The sequence below is a fragment of the Mongoliibacter sp. genome (genome assembly GCF_007692705.1).
Lineage (GTDB): Bacteria > Bacteroidota > Bacteroidia > Cytophagales > Cyclobacteriaceae > Mongoliibacter.
Window position 1 is genome coordinate 1 of sequence record NZ_REBN01000119.1, and the last position, 24,381, is coordinate 24,381.

General features: G+C 40.2%; 22 protein-coding genes. 5 read left to right on the forward strand and 17 right to left on the reverse strand.

Annotation, left to right across the window (positions count from 1 at the left end; all coding sequences use genetic code 11):
• The coding region (locus tag EA341_RS05625; protein WP_293012148.1) for a M1 family metallopeptidase at positions 1-1,828 on the reverse strand (1,828 nt) is incomplete at its 3' end.
• A gap of 47 nt (positions 1,829-1,875) precedes the next feature.
• Here EA341_RS05625 and EA341_RS05630 point away from each other — a divergent pair.
• The 3 genes from EA341_RS05630 to frr all read left to right on the forward strand — a co-directional run bounded on the left by EA341_RS05630 (position 1,876) and on the right by frr (position 3,758).
• The gene (locus EA341_RS05630) at positions 1,876-2,370 is read left to right on the forward strand and encodes a biotin/lipoyl-containing protein (RefSeq protein ID WP_293012151.1); all 495 of its coding nucleotides are present in this window, start codon (positions 1,876-1,878) and stop codon (positions 2,368-2,370) included.
• A 99-nt stretch (positions 2,371-2,469) separates the two neighbouring features.
• Positions 2,470-3,180: a UMP kinase gene (pyrH, locus tag EA341_RS05635; RefSeq protein WP_293012154.1), complete on the forward strand. Its 711-nt coding sequence runs from the start codon at positions 2,470-2,472 to the stop codon at positions 3,178-3,180.
• Positions 3,181-3,197: 17 nt separating this feature from the next.
• Positions 3,198-3,758 (forward strand): ribosome recycling factor, encoded by a 561-nt coding sequence (gene frr, locus EA341_RS05640; protein WP_293012157.1) that lies wholly within the window; start codon positions 3,198-3,200, stop codon positions 3,756-3,758.
• A 71-nt stretch (positions 3,759-3,829) separates the two neighbouring features.
• On the opposite strand, the gene EA341_RS05645 is transcribed toward frr, so the two are convergent.
• Both EA341_RS05645 and EA341_RS05650 read right to left on the reverse strand, forming a co-directional pair.
• The gene (locus EA341_RS05645) at positions 3,830-4,657 is read right to left on the reverse strand and encodes a purine-nucleoside phosphorylase (RefSeq protein ID WP_293012160.1); all 828 of its coding nucleotides are present in this window, start codon (positions 4,655-4,657) and stop codon (positions 3,830-3,832) included.
• A gap of 9 nt (positions 4,658-4,666) precedes the next feature.
• Positions 4,667-5,503 (reverse strand): purine-nucleoside phosphorylase, encoded by an 837-nt coding sequence (locus tag EA341_RS05650; RefSeq protein ID WP_293012162.1) that lies wholly within the window; start codon positions 5,501-5,503, stop codon positions 4,667-4,669.
• Between the two features lie 119 nt (positions 5,504-5,622).
• Here EA341_RS05650 and EA341_RS05655 point away from each other — a divergent pair, with 119 nt between their 5' ends.
• Positions 5,623-6,147, forward strand: a complete 525-nt coding sequence (locus tag EA341_RS05655) for an NADPH-dependent FMN reductase (RefSeq protein ID WP_293012165.1) — start codon at positions 5,623-5,625, stop codon at positions 6,145-6,147.
• Positions 6,148-6,150: 3 nt separating this feature from the next.
• Here EA341_RS05655 and ftsZ read toward each other — a convergent pair whose 3' ends face one another.
• From ftsZ to mraZ, 13 genes are all read right to left on the reverse strand, one after another.
• Positions 6,151-7,794, reverse strand: coding sequence for a cell division protein FtsZ (gene ftsZ / locus EA341_RS05660; RefSeq protein ID WP_293012168.1), 1,644 nt, complete (start codon positions 7,792-7,794; stop codon positions 6,151-6,153).
• A 105-nt stretch (positions 7,795-7,899) separates the two neighbouring features.
• On the reverse strand, positions 7,900-9,213 hold the full coding sequence (gene ftsA, locus EA341_RS05665) for a cell division protein FtsA (protein ID WP_293012170.1): 1,314 nt from the start codon (positions 9,211-9,213) through the stop codon (positions 7,900-7,902).
• 11 nt (positions 9,214-9,224) lie between these two features.
• Positions 9,225-9,980 (reverse strand): cell division protein, encoded by a 756-nt coding sequence (locus EA341_RS05670; protein ID WP_293012172.1) that lies wholly within the window; start codon positions 9,978-9,980, stop codon positions 9,225-9,227.
• The gene (gene murC, locus EA341_RS05675; protein WP_293012174.1) at positions 9,970-11,364 is read right to left on the reverse strand and encodes a UDP-N-acetylmuramate--L-alanine ligase; all 1,395 of its coding nucleotides are present in this window, start codon (positions 11,362-11,364) and stop codon (positions 9,970-9,972) included. Before murC ends, EA341_RS05670 begins: the two co-directional genes overlap by 11 nt.
• The gene (gene murG, locus EA341_RS05680; RefSeq protein WP_293012236.1) at positions 11,361-12,443 is read right to left on the reverse strand and encodes an undecaprenyldiphospho-muramoylpentapeptide beta-N-acetylglucosaminyltransferase; all 1,083 of its coding nucleotides are present in this window, start codon (positions 12,441-12,443) and stop codon (positions 11,361-11,363) included. The genes murC and murG overlap by 4 nt, the downstream gene beginning before the upstream one ends.
• A gap of 33 nt (positions 12,444-12,476) precedes the next feature.
• Positions 12,477-13,649 (reverse strand): FtsW/RodA/SpoVE family cell cycle protein, encoded by a 1,173-nt coding sequence (locus tag EA341_RS05685; protein WP_293012177.1) that lies wholly within the window; start codon positions 13,647-13,649, stop codon positions 12,477-12,479.
• Positions 13,646-14,998 carry a UDP-N-acetylmuramoyl-L-alanine--D-glutamate ligase gene (murD, locus tag EA341_RS05690; protein WP_293012179.1) on the reverse strand — a complete coding sequence of 451 codons (1,353 nt, stop codon included), beginning with the start codon at positions 14,996-14,998 and terminating at the stop codon, positions 13,646-13,648. Before murD ends, EA341_RS05685 begins: the two co-directional genes overlap by 4 nt.
• Complete coding sequence (mraY, locus tag EA341_RS05695) at positions 14,999-16,210, reverse strand: phospho-N-acetylmuramoyl-pentapeptide-transferase (RefSeq protein ID WP_293012181.1); 1,212 nt, start codon at positions 16,208-16,210, stop codon at positions 14,999-15,001.
• Position 16,211: 1 nt separating this feature from the next.
• Positions 16,212-17,675, reverse strand: a complete 1,464-nt coding sequence (locus tag EA341_RS05700) for a UDP-N-acetylmuramoyl-L-alanyl-D-glutamate--2,6-diaminopimelate ligase (RefSeq protein WP_293012182.1) — start codon at positions 17,673-17,675, stop codon at positions 16,212-16,214.
• Complete coding sequence (locus tag EA341_RS05705) at positions 17,676-19,784, reverse strand: penicillin-binding protein (RefSeq protein WP_293012184.1); 2,109 nt, start codon at positions 19,782-19,784, stop codon at positions 17,676-17,678. It abuts the gene before it with no gap.
• Complete coding sequence (locus EA341_RS05710; protein WP_293012187.1) at positions 19,781-20,161, reverse strand: FtsL-like putative cell division protein; 381 nt, start codon at positions 20,159-20,161, stop codon at positions 19,781-19,783. Before EA341_RS05710 ends, EA341_RS05705 begins: the two co-directional genes overlap by 4 nt.
• A gap of 2 nt (positions 20,162-20,163) precedes the next feature.
• Positions 20,164-21,069: a 16S rRNA (cytosine(1402)-N(4))-methyltransferase RsmH gene (rsmH, locus tag EA341_RS05715; protein WP_293012189.1), complete on the reverse strand. Its 906-nt coding sequence runs from the start codon at positions 21,067-21,069 to the stop codon at positions 20,164-20,166.
• A 3-nt stretch (positions 21,070-21,072) separates the two neighbouring features.
• Positions 21,073-21,507: a division/cell wall cluster transcriptional repressor MraZ gene (gene mraZ, locus EA341_RS05720; RefSeq protein ID WP_367126978.1), complete on the reverse strand. Its 435-nt coding sequence runs from the start codon at positions 21,505-21,507 to the stop codon at positions 21,073-21,075.
• Between the two features lie 476 nt (positions 21,508-21,983).
• Between mraZ and EA341_RS05725 the strand changes: the two genes are divergently transcribed.
• Positions 21,984-23,201, forward strand: coding sequence for a TlpA disulfide reductase family protein (locus EA341_RS05725; protein WP_293012193.1), 1,218 nt, complete (start codon positions 21,984-21,986; stop codon positions 23,199-23,201).
• 23 nt (positions 23,202-23,224) lie between these two features.
• Here EA341_RS05725 and EA341_RS05730 read toward each other — a convergent pair whose 3' ends face one another.
• On the reverse strand, positions 23,225-24,199 hold the full coding sequence (locus tag EA341_RS05730; RefSeq protein ID WP_293012195.1) for a polyprenyl synthetase family protein: 975 nt from the start codon (positions 24,197-24,199) through the stop codon (positions 23,225-23,227).
• Between the last annotated feature and the right edge of the window lie 182 nt (positions 24,200-24,381).

The following is a 24,381-nucleotide window of genomic DNA, read 5'->3' on the forward strand; positions in this document are numbered from 1 at the left end:
CTGATTCATTAAATTGTCTAACAAAATGATCCAATCCTCTAAAAGAATTTTTTTCAGCAAGAAGAACTTTTCTCTCGTCGAAGTACATTAGCGAAACTGGCGTTTCATTTTCAAGTGCGAATTGTTGCCACTCTTTTTCCAGTACAAAATCTTTTTCTTTTCTTTCCCCATCAACATACCAACTGACTTTAAAAGGTAGCTTGTAGAGTGGTGTTGTCTCGAAATCCTGTCTTTGAGCAACTGTTAATAGTAAGTTATCAGGCTGACTATAGTCTACTTCATATTCTAGAATTGGATGACCAGAATCCAAAAACCACTGGTTAAAAAACCAATTTAAATCCATCCCGGTCACTTCTTCAAAAGCCAACCTAAGATCATGGACTTCCACACTCTGGAAAGCGTGTTTGGTCAAATAATGCTTGAGGGATTCAAAGAAGGCTAAATCTCCAAGGTGATTCCTAAGCATGTGAAGAATTCTTCCTCCTTTGGCATATGAATGACTATCGAACATATCTTCCGGGTCGTCATAATAAAACCTAATCAAATCAACCTGCTTCCTTGAGGCTTCTGCCATATACTGCTCCATTTCAGAAACATGATGCAAGTCAGCTTCATCACTTCCTTCTTTGTAGTCATACCACAGGTATTCAGAATAGTTGGCAAAAGCTTCGTTCAAGGTAAGGTTCGACCATGATTCATTGGTTACATAATTGCCAAACCATTGATGAAACAGTTCATGAGCAATAATTCCATCCCACTCCGAATCTATTGCCGCCCTTTCATCCAGATTAAGCTCTTCCATAAAAACAGAAATGGTAGTGTTTTCCATAGCTCCTGACACAAAATCCCGCACCACTACTTGATCATATTTCTGCCAAGGATATTTTACACCCAACAAATCTGAAAAGAAGCCGATCATCTCCGGTGTGTGTTTGAAGACTGTCTTCGCTCCCTCGGCATATTTCTCCTCTACATAGTAATTAACTTGAATATCTTCCCAAGAGTCCTCAATTTCCACAAATTCGCCAACGACCACAGCCATAAGGTATGGTGCATGTGGTAAATTCATTTCCCAATGATCAGTTCTTGTACCATCTCCATTAGCGGTTGAGGCAATCAAAGCTCCATTACTGATCGTTCTAAATTTCTCCTCTACAGTCAATTTGATATCATGAGTCGCACGCTCATTCGGTCTGTCGAAAGTAGGAACCCATTTCGAATTATGCTCCGTTTCGCCCTGAGTCCAAATTTGAGTAGGCTTATTTTCTTCACCATCTGAATTGATAAAATACAAACCTTTACGGTCTGTAATTGCCGCGCTACCTGAACCCGAATTTTCATTTGGCATAGCTGTGTACCTGATATTGACCGTCAATGTATCTTTTAATGAGAATTCCTCAGGGAGGTAAACAGTTAGTTTTTGTGTGTCATATTGAAAATTCAGATCATTTTTCCCTGCTTCATCCACAAGAGCTACTCCATGGATTTCAAAATCTTTGGCATCGAGTACTATAGTTTTCTGAGAGAAAAAATAAGGTTTGAGGGTAAGCATGGCTTCTCCTATAACCCACTCGTTTTCAAAGTCAAAACTGAGATCCAAAGATGTGTGCAAAAGATCAAAATCCCTTTGCGCTGACCCCTGGTATTCAGAGATTTTTCTTTCGAGCTTCTTGACCAGCTTGCTTTTATCAGTCTCTTCTGAAAGTACTGTTTCACTGTTGTAAACTGATGATGGCTCCTTGTTTTCTATAGCAACCCTATTTGACTGGCAAGACCAAATCAAGAGGAAAATGAAGGCTAAGATGGGTTTGCTTTTATTCATTCTCATTAAAATGATTTTAAGATTAATCGTATATTAGGCGCAAAATAAAGCAAATGTATTCAGTAAGCATCAATAATTCAGTTTTTGAGGTCGAAAAATCAGCAGCCTCGATCAAAGTAAATGACACAATTTTAAATTGGGACATCACCAAAACAGGCGAAAATCACTATAGTGTGATTTTCGAAAACAACTCTTTTAACCTCGAATTGGTCAGTATCGACAAGGATAGCAAAACCGTTATCTTAAAACTCAATAACAAATCCTGCGAAATCAAACTCAAGGATAAATTTGACCTTTTGCTGGAAAAACTCGGAATGAACATGATGGCTTCCAATGCTGTCAAGGACATCAAAGCTCCCATGCCAGGTTTGATTTTTGATATCAAGGTAAAAGAAGGTGATGAAGTCAAAAAAGGCGATCCGGTATTAATCCTTGAGGCAATGAAAATGGAGAATATTTTAAAATCACCCGGAGACGGCATAGTACAAACTATCAAAATCAAGAAAGGACAGAGCGTGGAGAAAAATCAAGTCTTGATCCAATTTTAACCTTCCCCATATTTAGTTTTCTATTATAAGGCTTTATATTTGGCAGATTTATAAGATATAAATAAAACCAGTAACCTTCCTTTTTACCAAAAAATCGTAATGAAATACAATAGGATCTTATTGAAGCTGAGTGGAGAAGCCCTTATGGGAGAGAAGAATTATGGGATTGACTCCAACAGGCTTCAACAGTACGCCCATGAAATAAAAAAAGTAAAAGACCTCGGTGTAGAAGTAGCTATAGTAATCGGAGGCGGAAATATTTTCAGGGGTGTACAAGCCGAAAAAACAGGGATAGACAGGGTACAGGGTGATTATATGGGCATGCTTGCCACTCTGATCAATGCTATGGCTTTGCAGAGCGCATTGGAACAAGACGGAATGTACACAAGATTGATGTCTGGTATAAAAGTGGAAAGTGTTTGTGAGCCTTTCATCAGGAGAAGAGCAATAAGACACCTTGAAAAAGGAAGGATTGTGATATTCGGCGCCGGTATTGGTAACCCATATTTCACTACAGATTCAACTGCAAGCTTAAGAGCTATTGAAATAGAGGCAGATGTGGTTTTGAAAGGAACAAGAGTTGATGGTGTCTATACTGCTGACCCTGAAAAGGATAAGAATGCAAAGAAATACAGCACCTTGTCTTTTCAGGAAGCTTATCAAAAAAACCTCAATATAATGGATATGACAGCATTTACCCTATGTCAGGAAAACAACCTTCCTATCGTGGTATTTGATATGAATAAATCCGGCAACCTTGAGAAAATTATTGCCGGAGAAGAAATAGGAACATTAATCACTTCAAATTAATCCAGAATCTACAAGACATGGAAGAAATTCAACTTTACCTGGAAGAAGCAAAAGAACTTATGCAAAAAGCAGTGGATCACACTGCAGGAGAATTGGTCAAAATACGCGCTGGAAAAGCAATGCCAAATCTTTTGGATGGCGTAATGGTTTCTTATTATGGTGCCCCGACACCATTGCAACAAATTGCATCAGTGACTACTCCAGATGCGCGCACTTTGACAATCAAACCTTGGGAGAAAAATCTGATCTCAGAAATAGAAAAAGCAATCATCAATTCAGATCTTGGTCTGGCTCCACAAAACAACGGTGAAATCATCATTTTAACCATTCCTCCCTTAACGGAAGAAAGAAGGAGAAACCTTGTTAAACAAGCTAAACAAGAATGTGAATCTGGAAAAATCTCTGTTAGAACCATCAGAAAGGATACCAACGAATCACTAAAAAAGCTTCAAAAAGACGGAACTTCTGAAGATGACATAAAAAGAGCTGAAGATACAGTCCAAAAACTCACTGATCAGTACTCCTCAAAAATTGATGAGCTTTTGGTCAAAAAAGAAGCTGAAATCATGACGGTTTAACCTGAGATGATTTTGTAAAAAAGGGAGCCTCTATCAGCTGATAGAGGCTCCCTTTTTTATTTCATTATTTTTCAGTTCAAAATAGATTTTATCAGCTTAACCAACTTTCCACCTGCCTTGTTAGCCACATCTACAACATCATCATGTGTGAATTCTTTATAAACTTTCGGAATACTTTCATTGGTGATGACAGAAATAGCCAAAACCTTTATTCCCATATGATGTGCTGCAATGACTTCCGGAACAGTACTCATCCCCACAGCATCAGCACCAATAAATCTGAGGTACTTCACTTCCGCTTTTGATTCCAATTTTGGACCTGGAACACCTGCATATACACCTTTCTGCAGGACTATCTTTAAATTGTATGCCTCTTGGTTTGCTCGTCTCACCCATTCTTCAGATAAGGGTTCAGACATATCTGGAAATCTAGGACCTAATTGATCATAGTTCACCCCTCTTAGAGGATTATCAGGGAAGAGGTTGATCACATCTTCTATCAACATTAAGTCACCTACTTGAAAATCGGGATTGAGGCCTCCAGCGGCATTGGTCACAATCAGGTTTTTCACTCCCAAAGAATATAACACCCTAATTGGAAAAACTACCTCTGACATCGCATAGCCTTCATAGTAATGAAACCTCCCATTCATACACCAGATTAGCTTCCCTTGAAGAATCCCTAAAACAAGTTCTCCCGAGTGCCCTTCTACTGTAGTAGTGGGGAAAAACGGAATCTCTGCATAAGGAAAGCTTTTGATAACTTCTACCTCTCCCATCAACCTACCCAAACCGGATCCAAGAATGATTCCTATTTCTGCATTACCTTCGACGTTTTGAAGTAGAAATTCACTTGCAGCTCTGATTTTATCAGTGTATGATACTTGATTCTTTTGCATAACTTTATACTACAGCGACTTGATAAGTTCTTTTATGATCAATCCCATGCCAGGTTCTGCCTGAGCAGCTGCTGCAAGTACTTCTTCAATTTTGACTTTTTTAATATTTCCAGGAGAGCAGAGGTCCGTGATTGCAGAAATAGCAAATACAGGCAGGTCCATTTGTCGGGCGACTATCACCTCTGGTATGGTGCTCATTCCAATGGCATCTGCCCCTATTTTCCAAAGGTATTTGTATTCTGCACGTGTCTCCAGGTTGGGACCCTGCACTGCTGCATACACACCCTGATGAACAGTTAAGGAGTTTTCCTTCGCAATTTGCATTGCTTTCTCCACCAAATCTAATGCATAAGGCTCTGACATATCTGGAAACCTCACTCCGAAATCATCCAGATTTTTTCCTCTTAAGGGGTTTTCAGGAAAAAGATCGATATGGTCATTGATCACCATCAACTGACCGATCTGAAAATCAGGATTTAGCCCTCCTGCAGCATTCGAAACAAAAAGATGTTGAACGCCCAGTTTTTTCATCACCCGCACCGGAAATGTAACTTCTTTCATCGAGTAGCCCTCGTAATAATGGAATCTCCCCTGCATCGCAACTACTGACTTACCTGAAAGTTTTCCAAAAATCAACCTTCCCTTATGGCTTTCAACAGTTGATATTGGGAAGTACGGAATCTCATTGTATGGAATTTCCATTTCAATTTCTATATGCTGGATCAGTTGCCCCAAACCAGTACCTAGGATGATACCTACTTCTATTGGTTTGGAATACTTCCCTGAAATATCGTTGACCGCATGATAGATTTGATCTAAATAACTTATAGTTGGTTCTTGTCTCATGAAATTTGATTTTAATTCTAGCAATAATATATAACCTATTGTAAATATTTATTTCAGATACGAAACTAAAAAGCAAACCTGATTGTAGTTTAGCTGCAATAATCAAGAATTTCTTTTAGATGGTAAAGATAATAGTAGGTACTAACCGTAAAAACTCGCTTTCGTACAAATTAGCATTAATCTATCAGGGTAATCTGAAAAAGCTGGGTGCTGATGCTGAAATACTGAATTTAGAAGATTTGCCAAAAGACTTTGTTTTTTCTGCCCTATATGAAAACAATGGGAAAAACCTTCTGTTCAATGAATTTCATCAAAAAGTGAAGGAAGGCAGCAAGTTTGTTTTCATTGTACCTGAATACAATGGCTCTTTTCCGGGAATATTAAAAGCATTCATTGATGGGATGACGTATCCCAATGCTTTTAGGAATAAAAAGTGTGCAATGATAGGACTTTCGTCTGGAATAGGCGGGGGTGGCATCGCTTTGAGCCACCTCACCGACATCTTCCATTACCTTGGGATGCATGTACTTGCCCTCAAACCAAAATTGGCTAAGATAGAAGACAACATATCAGATAACCTGCTCACCAACAGGCTGTACATGGAATTACTTCAATCCCAAGCTGAAATGTTGATTGACTTTTAACGGTCAATCAACATTATCATGTAAAAACTTATTGTTTTTCAAAAACTCATTTTCGTCCGTTAAGTTGAATCTTGAGAGACTCCTTTCTGAGCTATGCTGAACGTCAGAAAGCTTGACTTGCTTTCTTACAAAAGCAGGAGTTTCCAACTTTTCTTTGAAATCCTCTGAGTTTTGGCTATGGTTAGTTCTCATGTTTTTCAACTTCTCAAACCTTTCATAGGCCTTTTGAATCGCTTTTTGCCTTATTTGCTCATAATAATCATTCCCATAAACAGGCTTTTCTTCCTTGGCCTCAACTTTTGGTAATTCAGGGGCTTTTTCTTCTTCCTCTTCTAAGGTATAGATAACCTTCTCATCTGACTTCTGCTCTTCAGCAGAGATGATTTCAAAATCATGACTTTCCTCTGCCTCTTCTATTTCAATAGGCTTATTTTCAACCTCCTGTTCTTTTTCAACAGATTTCACTACAGCCTCACTTTTGGAAGGAGTTTCATTTGCAGCAGGAATTGGCCTTTGAAAAGTAAAAGTATAGGACTGCCCGACAGTTTTTTCCTCCACGTTGGAAGTTTTTCCTGATTCGAGATCTATAACCTTTATTTGCTTTTCTTCCTCTTCCGACTCTTTAACAACCGCTTCAGCAACTGTTTCTTTTTTGGTAGCAATAGAGCCAGTCAATTTATCCATTTCAAAACCAGTAGCAATTACAGTAACCCTTATACCTTTATTCAGGTCTTGATCAATACCTTGACCAAAAATTACCTCTGCATCTTCGCCTGCTCTTTCTTGGATATATTCAGTGATTTCACTTAGCTCATCCATGGAAAGTTCATCATCTTCTCCTGACATGATGGAAAGAAGAATCTTTTGAGCTCCTTTGATATCTACATTGTTGAGCAATGGAGAAGCAATTGCTTTTTCAGCAGCCCTAATGGCACGACCTTCTCCTTCTTCTGTAGCAGAACCCATTACCGCAGCACCCGCATCTTTCATAACCGTCTTCACATCCTCAAAATCCACATTGACATCTTGATGAACAGTGATAATTTCAGCTATGGATTTGGCAGCTGTGCTCAATACATTATCCGCTTTGGCAAATGCAGAGCGGATGGCAAGATTGCCATAAATCTCCCGCAATTTATCATTTAGAATCACGAGTACTGTATCACAGTTTTCTCTAAGAGACTCAATTCCAAGCTGTGCTGATTGCATCTTCTTCCTGCCTTCAAATACAAATGGAGCAGTAACAATGCCTACAGTAAGGATGTCCATATCTTTGGCAATTTTTGCAATTACCGGAGCGGCACCTGTCCCGGTTCCTCCTCCCATACCCGCTGTGATAAATACCATTTTGGTATTATCCGACAGCAACTCTCTGATATCTTCCTTACTTTCCAAAGCAGCGTTTTTCCCTTTTTCAGGGTTGGCACCGGCTCCTAAACCTTCCGTCAGGTTGGCACCCAACTGTAGCCTTAATGGTACTGGACTGCTTTTGAGTGCTTGGGCGTCAGTATTGACGACCACGAACTCTACGTCCTTAATACCTTGGTTGTACATGTGGTTCACGGCATTAGAACCGCCACCTCCTACTCCGATCACCTTAATGATGGATTTCTGGTTTTTTGGAAGATCAAACTTGTAATCTTTCATGTTATCTGACATTTAATTAATATGTTGGTGAATAATGATTTTCGATGTTTAAATTTTTAGGGAAGTGAAAAGCAATGCCTTGCACCTCCCCCAATATGATAAGCCCTAGTAATTATTATCTTCATGGATATCATCTGAGATCATATCTTTAAGTCTGTTTTTAATGTCTGAGAAAATTCTGGTACCAAAATCCTTCCTCTGCGTTTTAACCTGTGCCTTCGGACCTTCTTTCTCAGACCTTTGTTTGTAAGTATCTTCTCTTTCATCGAGAGATTTGAACCCTGCCAATACCAATCCAACCGAAGTGGCATACATGGGACTCTTGATCTCATCGACCTTGCATTTCCCCAAATGCTCATTTGGGTATCCTATTCTGGTATCAAGTCCGGTCATGTACTCAAAAAGCTGGGCTACGCCTGAAAGCAATGAACCACCGCCTGTCAATACGATACCGCCTGCAAGCTTTTTGTAATGACCACTTGCGACAAGCTCATTTTGAACATGCTCTATAATTTCTTCCATTCTTGCCTGAATAATGGAAGCCAGATTTTTGATGGATATTTCCTTAGGAGGTCTATTTCTCAAGCCGGGAATCGAAACAATTTCGTTTGGATTGGCTTCTTCTGAAATCGCCTTCCCAAATTTGGTTTTTAGCAATTCTGCCTGATGATAAAGTACCATACAGCCCTCTTTTATATCGGTTGTGATGATATTTCCTCCCAACGGGATCACTGCTGTATGCCTGATGATGTTGTCATGGAAAATGGCGATATCAGTGGTGCCTCCACCGATGTCTACCAAACAAACTCCAGCTTCCTTGTCCTCCTCACTGAGAACAGAAAGGGAACTCGCCAGTGGTTCCAAAATAAGGTCCTTGGAAATAAGATCAGCCCGCTTGATGCAGCGATTGATGTTGCTTATTGCTGTAGATTGTGCAGTAATGATATGGAAATCAGCTTCTAGTTTGCAACCGGACATTCCGACAGGGTCTTTGATCCCATCTTCATAATCTACTGTATAGTCCTGTGGCATTACGTGAATGATCGTATTGCCTGGAGGGACAACGATATTTTCCATATCGTTTGAAAGTCTTCTTACATCCTCTATAGTAATTTCACCTTGTTGAGGATTACACATGATACCTCCATGATGGACAGAGCTCCTGATATGCTGCCCTGCTATACCTACGATTACATTCGCAATATCCACTTCAGCCATATCCGAAGCGTCGCTTACTGCCTTTTGAATGGCATTGACGGTCTTGTCAATATTGGTTACTATTCCACGGATTACCCCGTCAGAAACAGCTTTACCTACTCCCAAAACCTCCAGTTTATTGAACTCATTTTTCCGTCCAACAATCGCACAGATTTTGGTAGTTCCAATATCCAGTCCTACAATAAATTTGTCGTTTTCCATAGCATCATCAATTATTCACAAACAATCTGACCTTTATATTTTACATTAACCCGGCTGTATGCATTCCACCCCTTGACAGGTAGAATATTTTCATAGAACAGGTTGATTTTTTTAAACTTCTCTTCCAATTCACCTGCATCACCGAACTCTATCACCTGCCTTCCCACTTGTTGATGCATTTTTATATCTGACTCTTTTTCTATTTCCAATTCTGTCAATTGTGCACTCCAAAACTTATCTCCATGGATGAAGTTGAGTAACTCCATAAGTGCTTTATGGGATTCTGAGAGGTCTTTTTCCTCTAGTAATGATTCAGAGTATGCCCCTTGAAGGACCAAAACCCTGGTGGTGTACCTCGGAGAAGTAGGCAAGATTAACCCTTCGGTAGAAATATAGCCGTCTGCAGCCCTGGACCTTACTATTCTCGCCATTGGTATATGCTGCTCTATATCGATTCTGATATTTCCTTTTTGATCTGAGAATACTTCCGCATTCTTGACGAAGGGATGTGACTCCACTTTCCTTTCCAAGTGATTGAGATTAATCTCTGAAAAAGACACTCCCTTTTCCAACAAAGGGAATTCAGCTTTAAGACTTTCAAGTATCTCCTTATCCTCCACGAAATACACGTCTGCCACTCCCTTGATGAATACTTCTATTTCAGCAAACTTCCGCTCAGCATGCTTTTTTTCTACAAAACCAATGAATGCCACCAGTATCAGTAGAAGAATGCTTACACCTATAGTTTTTTTCAGTCTAGTTTTCATAGCTTCTCATCCAATTTGCAATTGGCTCAACCAATCTATCAATGTCCCCCGCACCTATGGTAACAAGTACCTCAGGTCGGTTTGTATTCAAATAGTCAAGCAAACCTTCTTTTGACTGCAGACTTTTTTTCTTTACTGCTATATCTTCCAGCAGAATTGAGGCTGTCACTCCTTCTATTGGAAGTTCTCTAGCTGGATAGATATCCAGCAAAATCACCTCATCCGCCAATGAAAGGCTTTCTGAAAACCCTTTTGCAAAATCACGAGTCCTCGTATATAAGTGGGGCTGAAATATTGCGGTCAACCTGTTTTGAGGATACATGGCTCGAACAGAACTTAAGAAAGCTCTGATTTCTTCCGGATGATGTGCATAGTCATCAATGTAGACCTTACCCTTTTCCTGTACCCAAATTTCAAATCTCCTTTTTACGCCTTTGTAGCTTTCTACAGCCTCTTTGATTTTTTTGGGCTCTATGCCCATGCTCAAAGCAATAGATATTGCCGGAAGGATATTTTCTACATTGTGAAAGCCCGGCATCTTTAATTGAATATCCTTGATTTCCTTTTTCCCATCTTCATAATCAAAATAAAAAGAGGCTACTTTAGCTCTAATATTTACCGCTTTCACTTTACCTCCATTTATCCCATATGGAAGGACTTTTAGAGACTTTTTTGTTGACCCGAGTTTATGAAAGGCATTATACTGAATGTAGAGCTTACCTTTTTCTGCAATAAGGTTTACAAAATCCCTGAAGCCTTCAAGCATATGAACATCATCTCCGTATATATCCAAATGATCCGGATCCACACTGGTAAGCACCACTACATCAGGGTGCAGATGAAGAAAGGACCTGTCAAACTCATCTGCCTCCACTACTACGGTTGAGACATCTTTTGACTCATCATGAAGGATGAGATTACTCTGATAATTTTGTGTAACTCCACCCAAAAAGGCAGCTACATTCTTTCCAGACTGCTTTAAGATATGAGCAATCATACTGGATGAAGTCGTCTTACCATGCGTCCCTGCTACTGCTATCGTAGGCATATCTTTGGTAATCATTCCAAGTACAGCCGCCCGCTTATGAAGATTATACCCGTTTTCCCGGAAATAATTTAATTGCACGGAATTCTCAGGAATAGCTGGTGTCCAAACGATAAGGGTACTAGCTGCATCCTCTTTTACTTTCAAAGGAATACTTGATTGTGAATCTTCATAGGAAATCTCCATACCCTCTTTCTCCAACAAAGCAGTCAATGAGGAAGGCGTACGGTCATAGCCTGACACATTTACTCCAACATGGTTAAACCACCTTGCCAAAGCACTCATGCCTATTCCTCCTATACCTAAGAAGTGGACGCTATGTAGTTTTTTCAGATTCATGCAATGATATCATCCAATGCCTGTATTATTTCTTCGGCCGCGTTTGACTTGGCCATGCTCTTCATATTTTCACCGATTTCCTTGGCTTTCCCCACTTCTGCAAAAAGCGAGTCCAATGTGTTTTTCACTTTGCCCACAGCTTCACTGTCTTTCAGCAAAATCGCAGCATCTCGATTCACATAGGCCAAGGCGTTCTTGGTCTGATGATCCTCTGCCACATTTGGTGAGGGTATAAATATTACAGGTTTCCCCACCAGACTAAGTTCTGACACTGAAAGTGCTCCAGCCCTCGATACTACCACATCTGCAGCTGCATAAGCCAAGTCCATTTCTTTAATAAATTCTCTGACGTGAATATGCTGAAGGCTTGATAGAGAGACTTTATCCTTCATCTCTGAAAAATAGAATTTCCCACATTGCCAAAGCACTTGATAACCTGAGTTCTCTAATGCTTCCATATCAGCCAAAAGGGCCTGATTAATGGTCCGGGCACCTAAGCTTCCTCCCAAAACCAATAGGACTTTTCTGTTTCTGTCCAAACCAAAGTGGTCAAGCCCTTTTTCTCTCTTTCCTTTAAGATTTAGAATGTCTTTTCTGACAGGGTTTCCTGTTAATTTGATTTTACTTTTGGGGAAAAACTTATCCATTCCCGGATAGGCCACGCAAATGGCATTTGCCTTTTTGGCCAATAACTTATTGGTAAGTCCGGCATAAGAGTTTTGCTCTTGGAGCAATGTCGGAATACCGCGTCCTTGCGCCACATAAAGCAAAGGCCCACTGGCATAGCCACCGACTCCAACCACAGCTTCCGGCTGGAAGTCCTTAAGTAGCTTCTTAGACTTATTAATACTTTTCAGTAATTTGAAAGGAAAACTCAAATTGGAAAGGCTCAAGCTTCTCTGGAGTCCTGCCACGGTAAGCCCTTCAATTTTATATCCAGCCTCAGGCACTTTTTGCATTTCCATTTTACCTTCCGCTCCCACAAATAGAATCTCTGCCCCAGGATGCTTTTCTTTCCAGGCATTGGCAATAGCAATTGCTGGATAGATGTGGCCTCCTGTACCTCCTCCGCTGATCATGATTCTATATGTTCTGTCTTCTTTCTTCACTTTTTATGCTGTCTGAAATGCTTTTCTTGGTTTATTTCCTTCTGTACCTGTTTCTATTGAATCTACATGGTCACCCCTGCTTACACTGAGGATAATACCAAGAGAAAATCCGGTAAACACCAGAGATGTACCTCCCATACTTAGCAAGGGTAAAGGCAAACCCGTAACTGGACCAACTCCCACTGCAACACCCATATTGACCATCGCCTGAAGGACTAATGCAAAGCTTAGCCCTGCGGAAAGCAATCCTCCAAATGGCTTGGTAGAGGTAGCGACTATTCTCATTCCTCTGTAAAGCAATGCCAAGTACAGAAACAGTACTACCCCTCCTCCTATCAATCCATATTCTTCGATGATAATGGCATATATAAAATCTGAATAAGGATGTGGTAAAGAGTTCCGTTGCTCTGAATTACCTGGACCTTTTCCCGTAATGCCACCAGTGGATATTGCTATATATGATTGTTCTACTTGATACTGAGTTTCTTTTTCGTCAAAAAAACTTTCCACCCTGGAAAAGAATGTGGATCCACGTTGCCCCATCAAGGCGGAAGCTGTTATGAACATTGTGCCAAAAAGTACACACATAACCAAATACTTACCTGGTACCCTTCCGATAAACATCAAGAGGAAACAAGTGAAGAGTAGAAGCACAGCAGTGGACATGTTTGCAAGCCCAATCAACATACAAATAATCCCTATAACTATAATGATTGGAAGAAATGACTTCTTCAACTCTTCTATACTCTTTTGTCGTTTGGCCAATAGACTTGCCAATGTGGCAATCAACGCCAACTTTGCAATATCCGAAGGTTGTATAGCTTTATTAATAATAGGTATGGTAATCCACCTGTTCGCTTCATTGATATTAGTCCCAAAAAAGTAAGTAAAAACCAATAGAGGTATAGAAAGCAATAACAACAACCTTCCTATCAAACCATACCATTTGTAAGGCACTTTATGCGCAGCCCACATCACAATAAGACCTGCAAAAACCATCATGGAATGATCAAAAAGGTATTTTTCCGTATTCCCTCCCTTGTATTTATAAGCTAGAGAACCGGTGGCAGAATACACCACCAGAATACTAATAATAGACAGCACAATCACGATCCCCCAAATAATAGGGTCTCCTTTAAGGTGTCTATCGATCCATGATTTCAGTGCTGTAATCATTTTCCTACTTTTTTTAATTCTTCTACCGCAGCCACAAACTGCCTTCCTCTATCTTCATAGTTTTGAAACAAATCAAAACTCGCACAAGCCGGAGATAGCAAAACAACATCTCCCTGCTCACCTAATTTCAAACCCCAGTTCACTGCTTCAGCAATAGATTGGGTTTCTCTGATTTCCATTATTTTCCCTTTAAAAGCATTTTTCAGCTTTCCATTTTCTTTTCCCAAACAGATCAGAGCCTTAATTTTACCCTTTACCAATGGCTCAATCATGGAATAGTCATTTCCTTTATCAACCCCCCCGGCTATCCAAATCACAGGTTGGCTAAAGCTATCCAGCGCAAACTTGGTCGCATCTATGTTGGTACCTTTGCTGTCATTGATAAATCTTACTCCCGATATTTCAGCAACTTCTTGCATTCTATGAGCGGCATTTTTAAAATCTGCCAGGCCTTGATGAATCATATTGTCAGATACACCTGCCAGCATTGCTGCCAAAGACGCCATCATGGTATTCAAAGCATTGTGCTTGCCCTTCAATACGATGTCCTTGGGGTCAATTTCAAGCTTTCTTCCCGGTGACCTCAAGTCCATTTTATTGCCATCGTAGTATCCACCTCTTCTTTGAGATGATCCCATTGACACCGGATATGGTGTAGCTACCAGGTTGATCCTTTCCATTCCTTGCTGTGTCAACTTATCGTCTTGGTAAAAGATGACTGCATCATTACTCCCCATTAGTTTGAAAAGGGAAAGCTTCGAAGCGATGTAATTTTCAATTTTATAGTCATACCGGTCCAAGTGGTCCGGTGTGATATTGGTCAATATTCCGATATGAGGTTTGAGTGTTTTGAACCCGTCGATTTGAAAGCTACTCATCTCTATTACCCACCAGTCTTTATCCCCATCTACCAACTGAGCTGCCCAGCTTTGACCTACATTTCCGGCCAGTCCTACATTCAACCCTTCCTTTTGAAGCAGGTGATAGGTCAAAAGCGTGGTAGTCGTCTTGCCATTGGTACCAGTGATTCCTATCACCTTACCTTTGGAGTATCTACTGGCAAATTCCAGCTCATCAATAATCCCAATCCCCTTATCCAATGCCCTCCGCACAATAGGAGCAGTCAATGGTATCCCGGGACTTTTCACAATTTCGGCAGTGTTCAAAACCTCATGCTCAGAATGGCCTCCTTCTTCAAAACCAATCCCTTTTTCAATGAGCAGTTTTTTTCTGTCTGCACTGATTTGACCTTTATCAGATACCCACACGGCATAGCCTTGCTGTTGCGCGAGCAATGCTGCTCCCACTCCACTTTCGCCTGCGCCCAATATGACTATCCTCTTTTCCATTTATCTCAATTTCAAGGTGGCCAAGGTGATGATTGCCAACAATATTCCCATGATCCAAAACCTCACTACAATCTTGGATTCATGTATATTCTTTTTCTGATAATGATGGTGTAAGGGAGACATCAGGAAAACCCTTCGACCTTCACCATATTTCTTTTTTGTATACTTGAAATAACTTACCTGTGTGATCACTGACAGTAATTCAATCAAGAATACACCACAGAGAATAGGGATCAACAATTCTTTTCTCAAAGTCAGAGAAAGTACTGCTATAACACCGCCCAACATCAGACTTCCGGTATCCCCCATAAAAACCTGAGCCGGATAGGCATTGTACCAAAGAAATCCTACACAGGCTCCTACAAAAGCGGCACAGAAAATCACCAACTCTCCTGAGTTGGGTATGAAAAACACATTTAAATACTGTGAGAAAATGGCATTACCTGATATGTATGCAAATATGGCTATCGTTAAGCCTATGATGGCCGATGAGCCTGCTGCCAAGCCATCAATGCCATCCGTGATATTTGCACCATTAGATACTGCTGTGATTATAAAGGTCACCAACAAGATATATAAAACAGGTGTAGCACTCTCGCCTAGGAATCCAAGGAAAGACTCGTAGTTCAATTCATTGTTTTTCATGAATGGAATAGTGGTTTTGGCCACTTTCACATCCCTGTAAGCCGGAGTTTCTACTACCCCTTCTTCTATAGATACCGGATTTGTAAATTCCCTGACCACCACACCTTCATGGAAATATAAGGTTGCACCAACTATTACCCCAATGGTGATTTGACCAACGATCTTAAACCTTCCTGCAAGTCCATCTTTATTTTTTCTAAAGACTTTGATATAATCATCCACAAAGCCTATGGTCCCTAACCATACAGTAGTAATCAGCAATAAAATGATGTAGATATTGTTGACATTGGCAAAAAGCAAAGTTGGGATGATAATCCCGGCCATAATCATCAAGCCGCCCATGGTTGGGGTCCCTTTTTTCTCCTGCTGACCAGCCAAACCTAAATCTCTAACCGTTTCGCCAATCTGCATGGAGCGGATCCAGTCGATGATATTTTTACCAAAAGTAACCGTGATGATCAAGGACAATAGCGCAGCCATACCTGCCCTGAAGGAGATATAGCGGAACACACCTGTACCAGGTATATCCATCACACTGTCCAAATAATCAAAAATCGGATATAACATATTATTCCTTGTTCAAAAGATTAAGCATTTCTCTTACTACTGCCCTGTCATCAAATGGGTGTTTTACCCCTTTAATTTCTTGGTAAGTTTCATGACCCTTACCTGCTACCAAGATGATATCACCTTTTTTAGCTATAATTACCGCGGTTTTAATGGCCTCTCTCCTGTCCTCTATAATCATGGTCTTTTTGAAATCGACTGGATTCACTCCTACTTCCATTTCCCTGAGAATGGCCATTGGCTCTTCATCCCTTGGGTTGTCTGAAGTAAGGATAACTTTATCGCTATATCTGGTGGCAATTTTAGCCATTATTGGTCTTTTGGTTCTGTCTCTGTTTCCACCACAGCCAATCAACGTAATGACCTGTTCTCCACCTGTTCTTACCCCATCGATAGTCTTCAAAACATTTTCCAGTGCATCGGGTGTGTGGGCATAGTCCACAATTGCCGTTACTCCTGCTATGGAAATTTTGTCAAACCTTCCTTGAGCACCCTGCACTTTGGATAATTGCATCAATACTTCTTCCTCTTCCTCACCAAGTAATACTGCAGTACCAAAGACAGCCATTAGGTTATAAGCATTGAATTCTCCTATCATCCTAAACCAAATCTGACGGTTATTGACATCCAATTCAAGTCCTTCTATGGTGTTCGAAAGTACCTTTGCTTTGAAATCTGCAGGATATCTTAATCCAAAAGTCTGATGCGTTGCTTTGCAATTTTGCAACATCACCAAACCCCTTTTATCATCCGCATTGACCAGGGCAAATGCTGATTTGGGCAATACATCGAAGAGTCTTTTTTTGGCTTTGATGTATTCATCAAAATTGCCGTGGTAATCAAGGTGATCGTGCGAAATATTGGTAAAAACCGCACCTGTGATCAAAAGTCCTACAGTCCTTCCCTGCACAATTGCGTGGGAAGATGCTTCCATAAAACAATGCGTGCATCCCCTATCCACCATTTTCCTTAAAAGAGATTGAATGGAAATGGCGTCAGGAGTAGTATGTGTGGAAGGAATCACTTCTTCATTGATCTTATTTTCTACGGTAGAAAGTAAGCCCACTTGATATCCCATTTCCACAAACAACTGAAACAGAAGCGTGACGGTACTGGTCTTACCATTGGTACCAGTAACCGCCACTAGCTTCAGCCTTTCAGATGGATTTTCGAAATAATTGGCAGCCATGACTCCTAAGGCTATTGAAGAGTCTGAAACCTGTACATAAGTAATATGCTCTAATAAAGCATCAGGTAACTGTTCACAAACAATTGTGGTCGCCCCTTTATCAATTGCGGTCTGAATGAATTCATGACCATCTACCTGAGTACCTTTCACAGCTACAAAGGCAGCATGAAGTGTCACCTTGCGGCTATCAAAGACAAGTTCACTGACTTCCCTATCCATGTCACCCACGGTGGAAACCAGCGATACTTTATACAATATGTCTTTTAACACTTTCATTTATCCTAAAATCAAATTGATCACATTATTTTGCTGAATAGGTGAACCCGGGGAAATAGACTGATTTTTCACCCTTCCTTTACCTTGATAGATTACCCTTAGCCCTTTATTTTCCAGTACATATAAGGCATCCCTCAAGGCAAGTCCACTCACGTCTGGCATGACGGGAGCTTCCACCTGATTGGCTTGAAATTGGATAGACTTATCCATTGCCCTAGATTTCACGTAGCCATCGTTGACACCATTACCATGGTTAGAAATACCGAACCTGTTGCAGATCAATTGCAATTCATCAAACTTTCCTGCCTGAATAAATGGAAAATCGCTCTCCTGCTGAGCCAAATAAATATCAGCTGGATATTTCCTGTTCATATTAAGGTCTTGAGCATGAATTTTATCAGCTATTTCTTTGAAAACAGGCGCTGAAATGTCTCCCCCAAAAGCATTAAAACCTTTAGGGCTGTCTATTACGACAATGGCAGAATATTTGGGATTATCAGCCGGAAAGTACCCTACAAAGGATGTATAGTATTTTTTAGTATAACGTCCATCTTCCAGCTTCTGCGCAGTTCCGGTTTTACCTGCAATCCTGTATTGCTCATTGTATACATTCTTGGCAGTCCCATTCTTTACAACACCTTCCAAAAGTTCCTGTAACTGCAGGATGGTTTTTTCGGAAGCTATATTTTTTCTTATGACTTCTGTCTGATATTGCTTTTCTACCTGATTGCCTCTGGCGATAGCCTGTACAATCATAGGCTTTACCATCTTACCATTATTTGCCACTGCGTTGTAAAGGGTCAAAGTCTGTAATGGTGTTAGTTTGGTTTCATATCCTATGGACATCCAAGGCAGTGTAGTCCCATACCAATACTTATCGCCTGGCTTTTTGAAGTAGGGTGCACCTTCCCCTTTAAGCTGAAAACCTAATGGCTTGTCTAACCCCGCCTTCTCGATATAGCCAACAAATTTGCTTGGGTTGTGCCCAAAATACTGATCCATCAATTTGGAGATTCCGATATTGGATGATTTTTCAAAAACCTCTCTAACACTGATTTTGCCATAACCACCGGTCTTGGCATCTGTCATTTTTCGGTCATAAATCTGAAACACCCCATTTCCAGTGTCCACCATATCATTAAGGCTTACCTTTCCTTCTTCCAATAAAGCCAACATGGACATCAATTTGAAAGTAGACCCTGGTTCAGTGAGTCCCTGATCTCCAATGGCGTAATTGTAACTTTCGCTGTAACCTCTTCCATTTTTATTTTTCTGCAGGTTACCTAAGGCCTTGATGTGACCGGTAGCAACCTCCATTACAATTACAGTCCCGAATTCGGCGTCTTTCTCGATTAATTGCTTTAGTAGAGCTGACTCTGCTACATCCTGTATATTGACATCTAAAGTGGTCAAAACATCAAACCCATCTTCAGGCTTGATATCCTCTGCATCAAAAACAGGCTTCCAATACCCCCCTGCGATTCTTTGAAACATAGCCTGACCACTTTTACCTTGCAAGTAGTCATTGAAGCTGTATTCTATACCTGCACCATACTGATCTTCGTTCACAAAACCTACAGTTCTGCTGGCAAGGCTATTAAATGGTCTGTATCGTTTTTCTACTTTTTCAAAAATTACTCCACCAGCCATCCTGCCTTTTCTAAAAATGGGCCAGCTACTCATAACCTGCATATCCTGATAGCCCACTTGACGTCTATTGAGGATAAGGTAGCGCTTACCGTTACTTTTGGCATCGGAAATCATTTTCTTATAGGAAGCTTTTGACCTGTCTTTAAAAAAAGAAGACAACAACTGGCTTAAAGAATCTATCCCGGCATTGAAAGTCACATCTTTGGCTACCGTAGGATCCAAAACCACTCTGTAAAAAGGCAGGGAGGTGGCCAAAAGGCTTCCATCAGTAGCATAGATATTGCCTCTTGTAGCACTTACCTGTCTGTATTTAAAATTTGTTGACTCCGACTTCGCCAACCACTTTTCCCCTTCCACAAACTGCAAACGGACAATCCTATAGAGGATTGTCCCGGCAATCAAGGCTACTATCAAGAAAGCAACCCTAACCCTTAGCACTATGGAACGTTTGATATTCACTTTTTTTGTTTGACTTTTATTGGGGGTTCATTTATTTCTTCTATTCCAAAAGGTGCAATCTTTTTTGCAACCTCAGACTGTTTACTGCTGAGCATATATTCTGCTTCCAATGTGGTGACGTCTGCCCTGACATCCTCCACTTCTCTTTGCAGAATCTCTATCTTCCGAACCATGCTTTCCGCGCTGTGATTACTCCATATATATATGAGCGCAAGCAGTGCGACATATAAAAAAGGAGGAACAAACTGAACAGGAACGCCATCGCCCAACAACCCAGTCATATTGAGTTTTTCTTCGATTAGGGTAAAGAGATTTTTGCCTCCTACTCTCGCGGAATTCCCTTTCTTGATCTTCTTCTTGAAAGTGTTTTGGCGCATCTTTACAGTTTTTTAGCGATTCTAAGTTTTGCACTACGTGCCCTATTGTTCACTTCTATTTCTTCCTTGTCTGCTATGACTGCTTTTCTTGTTACAGGTTCTAAAGGCCTTTGAAGATTACCGAAGAAATCCTTTTCAACCTCACCGTGAAATTTCCCCTTATTGACAAAATTCTTGACCAACCTATCCTCTAAAGAATGATAGCTCATGACCACCAGTCTTCCTTCCGGCTTGAGCACCTCAATTGTCTGAAGTAGCATTTCTTCCAGTGCTTTCATTTCATCATTGACTTCAATCCTCAAAGCCTGGAACACTTGAGCATAATATTTAAAGTCTTTTCCTCTTGGTGCAAAACCTTTCAAAAAGGCTTTGAAATCACCAGTAGTGGAAAAAGGTCTGGATGCTCTTTCTGAAACAACAGCCTGTGCCAAGGTCTTTGCATTCTTGACCTCACCATAAATCCCAAATATTTTATGGAGATGTGATTCTTCAAATGTATTGAGCACATCTTTAGCCGTCAGGTCCATTTCACTACTCATCCGCATGTCCAATGCGCCATCAAATCTTGTCGAAAAACCCCTTGTGGGCTCATCAATCTGGTGTGATGAAATTCCAAGATCTGCCAGAATCCCATCCACCTGCTGTACTCCGTACAGTCTTAAATATTTTTTAAAGTCTCTGAAGTTTGCCTGCACGAAAGTAAATCTGTCGTCTTCGGGCACATTGGCTTCAGCATCTACATCCTGATCAAAACCATAGAGATGTCCACCCTCCAGATATTTCAGAATTTCCCGTGAATGCCCTCCACCACCGAAAGTCAGGTCTACATAAATCCCATTGGGATTAATAGCCAAGCCTTCAATGCAAGGTCCTAGCATTACGGGGATATGATAATTAGAAGTTGCCATGGCCTAAGAAAGATATTGATCCATAAGTTTTGACAACTCCACCTGATCAGCTACGATATTTTGACGGTATTTTTCAGGACTCCATATTTCAACAAAACCTCCTACCCCAATTAAAATGGCATCCTTTTCAATACCGGCCCAACTGCTAAAAGTCTTAGGGATCAATAATCGTCCTGCGCTGTCCAGTTCCACTTCTGTCATGCTTTCAAAAAAGCTTCTTTTAATCAGCCTCTGTACAGGATCTCTGTCAGAAAGTGCAGAGACCTTGTGTAAAAGTTTTTTAAACTCAATCTGGGTATAAAGCGCAAGACAGCCATCGTCACCTTGACGTAGAATGAGCTCCACACCATTTGACTCTGGAATTGCCGCCTTTATTTTGGCAGGCAAAGCCAGACGACCTTTGGCGTCGACCTTACACTCGTACCGACTGTTGAACATTCCCATGGGCTTATCTTGAGTTTGCTATAAACACAAAAGTAAGAAAAGCATCTACACATCCCACCACTTTCTCCCACTTTTCTCCACTTTTTTATAAAACTATCTAAAAGTTTCAATTATCACAATGATTAATGAAAAAATTCATATTTATTTCACTTGAAGATCAGGCAGTTGAAAAACAATTGAATTATCATAAAAATGCTCATTTTGGGTCAAAAAAAGCCAAAATAAAGGTATCTATCAATCTATTCCCTTTACTTTCTACCCGAAATTTGCAGTGATGTTGAAAAGTGGGACAATTTCCCACATTTTAAAAAAAATGTTCAAAATCAGAAAAAGTTTAATTCAAAGGACATAAGTCTACCCCATCCTATGACCATTCATGGAACTTTATTTAGGAATAATTAATTTACCCTACCATAATTGTAGACTAATAATAGCTTATAAGAATTGAATTTCAATTTTCTTGCTGATTTATGAAAAAGAACCTGCTTACCATTTTAAGTATAATTATCATGGGCTGTGAGAGCAGCAAAACAGCATCATACGAATTCCCGGAAAAGTATCTTATAAACCTAGACATCACTCCTGACAATATCCCTTTTGAACTCGCTTTGAAAAAAAGTGGGGAAAAGTGGTATGCAGAAGTTTACAATGCAGAAGAGGTATTACGCTTTGATGAGGTAATGGTAAAAGAGGATTCGGTTTTGATTTCCTTGGGAGTATTTGATGCAGACCTTAAAGCCAAAATCCAAAATAATGGACAGTTACAAGGGGTTTTTGTTAAAAACTACCTGGAGGACTACAAAGTACCTTTTACCGCTGAACCATCACAAGGCCTTAGATTCCCGGTAAATAGTCCGGTGAAGATGGATTTATCAGGGCGGTGGAAAACTACCTTTACAACCGAAAATGATTCTTATGATGCCATTGGGGTTTTTGAACAGGAGGGTAATCGGATCACAGGAACCTTTATGACAAAGTTGGGAGATTATCGCTTCCTTGAAGGAAATGTAAGTGGCGATGAATTTTATATGAGCGCATTTGATGGAAGCCATGCTTTCCTTTTCAAAGGGAAAATTGAGAAAGATGGTAGTCTCAGTGGAAGTTTCAGAAGTGGACCCAAATATAAAGAAACCTTTACCGCAGAGCGAAACGAGAGCTTTGAATTGCCCGATGCCTATTCATTGAATTACCTAAAAGAAGGCTATGAAAAACTTGATTTCAGTTTCCCTGACATCAATGGCAATAAGGTCTCTCTTTCAGATGAAAGATTTCAAGACAAGGTAATCTTAGTGCAGCTATTTGGAACATGGTGCCCAAACTGCATGGACGAAACCAAATTTCTTGGACCATGGTACGAAAAAAATAAGAATTCAGGGATCGAAATCATTGGTCTTGCTTTTGAAAGTAATCCAGATTTTGAATATGCAAGTAGCCGGGTAAAGAAATCTATGGAAAAACTTGATGCAAATTACACCTTCTTAATAGCAGGAGAAAGCAACAAGGAGAAAGCCTCTCAAGCACTCCCTGCACTAAACCAAGTAATTGCTTTTCCTACTTTGATCTACTTGGATAAAAAAGGAAAAGTAAGGCATATTCATACCGGTTTCAACGGACCAGGTACAGGAATCTACTTCGAAAAGTGGGTAGGAGAACACAACATTCTTGTCAAAGAGTTGCTTTCAGAATAACAGAAAGGGCAATTATTAGTCCTTTACTTCTTTCTTTCTATGGTATACCTGACCAAGCCATCAAGGGAGGATTTATATTCTGACTCTGGAAAATCACTTAATATCGTCATGGCTTCCTCAAAATACTGATTCATGATTTTAGTAGCATATTGAAGCCCCCCCGATACCTTAACAAAATCAATAACCTCATTGACAGATTTCTTGTCATCGTTTTTATTCCTGATCAGGTAAATGATGCGCCGCTTTTCCAACCACGAAGCATTATTTAGGGCATAAATCAGCGGCAGGGTCATTTTTTTCTCTTTGATATCAATACCTACAGGTTTACCTATTTCATCCTCCCCATAATCAAAAAGATCGTCTTTGATCTGAAATGCCATTCCGATTTTTTCACCAAAATCCCTCATTTTTTCAATCAGTGCCATATCTGCACCAGAAGTAGCTGCACCAACGGCACAACAAGAGGCAATAAGGCTAGCGGTTTTTTGTTTGATGATTTTGTAATAGACTTCCTCTGTAATATCCAGCTTTCTGGCCTTAGCAATCTGTAACAGTTCTCCTTCAGACATCTCTCTCACAGCCTGGGAGACAATTCTCAGAAGCTCAAAATCACCATTATCCACACTCAATAAAAGACCTCTAGAAAGCAGGTAATCCCCTACTAAAACAGCAATTTTGTTTTTCCAAAGGGCGTTGACAGAAAAAAATCCTCTTCTGTAATTGGCATCATCCACCACATCGTCATGAACAAGTGTAGCAGTATGCAAGAGCTCGATCAAAGCTGCACCCCGGTAGGAAGACTCTGTGATGCCACCGCTTACCCCAGCTGTCAAAAAGACAAACATAGGCCGCATCTGCTTCCCTTTTCTTTTTACAATATAATTGGTGATATGATCAAGCAACTTGACTTTGCTCTTCATGAAATCCCGGAATTTTTTTTCAAATTCCGCCATTTCAGTGGCTATAGGTGCTTGTATCTTTTTAAGGTCAGGCTTCATAAAACAATTCGGACACAATAATACGATGGTTTCCCACTAGGACAAAACCCATTATCAATTATTACATAAAGAAACAAGTCCTACCTCAAATCGTTTGAGAAATTTTACTTATCTTTTTGATTATATCGTAAAGACCTGAAAAGCAGTATGAAGCTGATTTGAGGGGAACTTCAAAGTAATAG